This window comes from Phytoactinopolyspora endophytica (genome assembly GCF_004138495.1).
Taxonomy (GTDB): Bacteria; Actinomycetota; Actinomycetes; order Jiangellales; family Jiangellaceae; genus Phytoactinopolyspora; species Phytoactinopolyspora endophytica.
The window spans coordinates 242,864-246,416 of record NZ_ML142858.1 but is presented as its reverse complement, the minus strand read 5'-3'; the positions used below and the strand labels follow the sequence as shown (position 1 = coordinate 246,416).

At 65.3% G+C, this 3,553-nt stretch carries 4 protein-coding genes; all 4 read right to left on the bottom strand.

The window, feature by feature from the left end; all coding sequences use genetic code 11:
• The coding region (locus ELR45_RS20145) for a nuclear transport factor 2 family protein (protein ID WP_165367951.1) at positions 1–330 on the bottom strand (330 nt) is incomplete at its 3' end.
• Positions 331–473: 143 nt separating this feature from the next.
• Positions 474–1,670, bottom strand: coding sequence for a low temperature requirement protein A (locus tag ELR45_RS20140; protein WP_205856927.1), 1,197 nt, complete (start codon positions 1,668–1,670; stop codon positions 474–476).
• Between the two features lie 156 nt (positions 1,671–1,826).
• Entirely contained in the window at positions 1,827–2,855 is a 1,029-nt protein-coding gene (locus tag ELR45_RS20135) for a LacI family DNA-binding transcriptional regulator (protein WP_129667947.1), read from the bottom strand.
• 161 nt (positions 2,856–3,016) lie between these two features.
• Positions 3,017–3,553: metallophosphoesterase family protein (locus ELR45_RS20130; protein ID WP_240759908.1), on the bottom strand; the 537-nt coding region annotated here is incomplete at its 5' end.

Sequence of the window (3,553 nt, the reverse complement as noted above, 5' to 3'; positions counted from 1 at the left end):
AGCCTCCGAGATACGCATCTGGTGGACCCTGTCACCGTCGAGCTGAAACTCGAACAGGCTCATTCCGTTGGCGTGGGTGCTGCGCCAGTCCGCCGTCACACGTACCCATCCGCCATCCTCGGACACATCGGTCACCGTCATAGTGCCGCGCGCGCCGATGAACTCCCGGTCGCTCCAGGCCTTGATCGCCTCACGGCCGCGGAACTCCCGGCCCCAGTCGTCCACCAGCCCGTCGTCGGTAAAGGCGTCGAGGAACGCCGCCTCATCGTGAGCATTGACGGCGTCGACAAAAGCCGACAGGGGAGATGGAAGCCGGTCACCGTGTGTCATTACTTCTCGCCGCCTCTACCTTTCGCGTACACCATGGCACTCATAGATTGCCACAGCGTCGGGGAAGACACGCCGCTCCAGGCGAGATGGGCCGATAAGAACCATACGTCTCGCCCCAACGAGAGGATGACATACGTCGATCCTCAACGACGAGTGATCGCCCGGTCCTCGCCGGCGCTCGCCCAGGCCCCTGAGGTGGCCACAGCCAGCGCCGCCAGGACGACCAGGACGGTCAGACCGAGCACCAGAGCCGGGATCACAGGTGTGAACGGCACCAGCACGGCCAGGGCGGCGAGGGCCACAAGGCGTGACTTCGGCGCCACTCCGGTCCGCGCGGCGTTGAAGATGATGTTCCCCACCAGATATAGCGCCGGGCCTCCCAGCACCGTCCCGGCCATCGACCAGTCTGCGTCGTCCAGCGGATGGTGAGTGATCTGCTCGATTCCCACGGCGACGACGATCGCCCCGCCGACCATGAGCGCATGCGCGTACGCGTACGCGCCACGGGCGATCGCCGTCGCCTCGCTCTGATCCGGCGCCTCGTGCTCGGTGTTGCCCAGCCGGCCGCTGAAGTACAACCACCACAGCAGCACGATCGTCGCAAAACCCACCACCGCCGCGCTTACCACGGACGGCGTCAGCTCAATCCCGGAGAGAACGGACCCCAAGATCAGGATGGACTCGCCCAGGGCGATGATGAAGACCAGACGGTTCCGTTCCGCCAGATGTTCTTCCGCCAGCGGCCAGTCCGCCATTCTGGTTGCTCCGGCACCGGGAAGCCAGAACCCGACCATCGGTGCCGCGTAGTCGATGAGGACGGCCAGCCCCCACACTGCCAATCGGGCGTCGTCTGGGACGAACACTCCTGCGATCCACACGACACCCGCGATCGCGCTCCAGCCCAGCAGCTGCGCGTAGTTGCGGCTCATCATCTGGCCCCGGAACGCGGCCACCATGAACGCGCTGCGCAAAAGCTGGAAGACCACGTAGGCGACCGCGAACAGCGCTGCGCGCTCTCCGAAGGCGTCCGGAATCGCGATCGCCATGCCCAGCGCGACCAGCATCAGCACCACCAGCAGGGCCCGGACTCCGGCATGCTCCGGGTCCAGCCAGTTCATCGCCCAAGCCGTGTAGTTCCAGCCCCACCAGACCGCCAGGAACAGGACAGCCGTCTCGAGAGCGCCCTGCCAGGACACATCATGGAGAAGATAATGTGACAGCTGAATGATCGTGAATACATAGACCAGGTCGAAGAACAGCTCGACCGCGCCCACCGACGCGGCTCCATGGTCTCCCCCGCGCCGCAGAATCCGCGGACGGTAAGTCACATTCTCAGACACGGCTGGCCACGTTAGCAGAACGCGGCGACGTCGCCGTGTCAATTGTTGTCATACAGCCCGCATGTTCCCACGGCACGCTCGGAACGCGTATTTGCCCGGCGCATGCGGAGCCCGGCGACCCACTCCTTATCGTTCTACGGCAGTTGGGATATCCGATCACGGAGAAGCGGTCGTGTCGCGGGCGATCGCTTTCGGCGGTATATCTTCGAGGATCCCGGATGGCATGAACTCGCCGCCGATGATCTTGTCGAGCATGGCGACTCCACGACTGCCCAACTCGTACATAGGCATCCGCACCGTGCTCATTCTCGGCCTCGCCATCGCTGTCACCGCGGTGCCGTGGTAGCCGATGACAGAGACGTCACCCGGGATGGCCACGCCTGCGTCGTAGGCGGCGGCCAGCACACCCATGGCCGTGGTGGCATTGTTCACCACCAACGCGGTGGGAGCGTCCCTCCGCCGTTGGACCACGCGCGGGGCCACCATGGTCGAGAACGCCTCATACCCCTGTTCCGGCTCCTGCCCACAGATCACCGGCGGACGTGGCGCCAGCTTATGGGCCTGAAGCGCTGCGATATAGCCCGCATATCGGAGCTTTGTCATCGACGAGCGCGGGCTGATGTCTCGCCCTCCGAAGAAGTCGATCTGCTCATGCCCCAGTTCGACCAGATGCTCCGTGGCCACCCGGATCCCATCGGCGTCGTCCAACGCGAGCCAATGATGACCATCGGTCGACTCGTTGTCGAGGAAGACCACTGGAAGCCCGCGACCGGCGACCCCGGACAGCACGCCTTCGTCCAGGGCCGACGAGCGTGTGACGATCACACCGTCAACCCTGCTCTGCGACAGCAGATGCTGAAGCGTCTGACTTCCCGACGTCAGCTGCACCGCGTCTCCAAGCATGATCACATAGCCGTGCCGCGTCGCGCCGTCGTATATGCCGCGAAGCACATCCGTGAGCGCCGGATTATCCAGTTCGGGCACCACGACCGCCAGAACGTTCGTCCGGGCCGTCCGCAGGGACCGAGTAGCCAGGTTCGGCGTGTAACCAAGCTCCTCGATCGCGGTGGCCACCCGACGGCGTGTGTCCGCGCTCATCCGGATGCTCGTGCTGCCGCGCAAGTACGCCGAAACGATGGGCATCGAGACGCCCGCTGCCTTCGCAACCTCTTTCAGTGTCGCCACAGGACGAGCCTACATAGCGGCCATAGAGGGTCTATGCAGCGAGAACGCCCGACCGGCCTCCCCCGCGGCACACCCCGTCATGCCGCGGACGCCGGCCAGAACATGAGCCGCGGCCCGGGTGCGAACGTCACCCACGTAGGAATCAACTCGGTCTTAACAACTCACTGGGAGCGGCCGTCCCGAGGGCCGAAGGCGGCGACGGCCTCAGCATCGGACGCCACGGTGCGGACGTAGTCATCGGCCCAGGCGGTGACGTCCGGGAACCCACTCGACGCAATGACCTGCGCGGCCAACTGGTCGAGGTCCACCTGCGTCCGCCGCAGCTGAACGACGCCGTCGCGCAGCAGGGCCCAGTGTGGCCCCGGCGCGCCGTACGGCATGCCCACGCTGCCCGGGTTGACCACCAGCCTGCGATCCACCAGCCGCTGAAACGGCATGTGGGTATGCCCGCAGACCACCGTGCTCACGTCATCGTCGAGCGAGGAGAACACCTCCTCCCACCGGGACATCGAACTGTCCACCAGGACGACCTCGTCGTCGTCACGTGGAGTCCCATGGCAGAACACCACCGCGCCGAACCCGTCGACCTCGATCCGCACCGGATGTTCGAGCCGATCGAGCAGCTCGACCTGGTCAGCACGCAGCTGTTGTCCGGCCCATTGAGACACGGCGATGTCGCAGAACTCTCCACGTGCGAC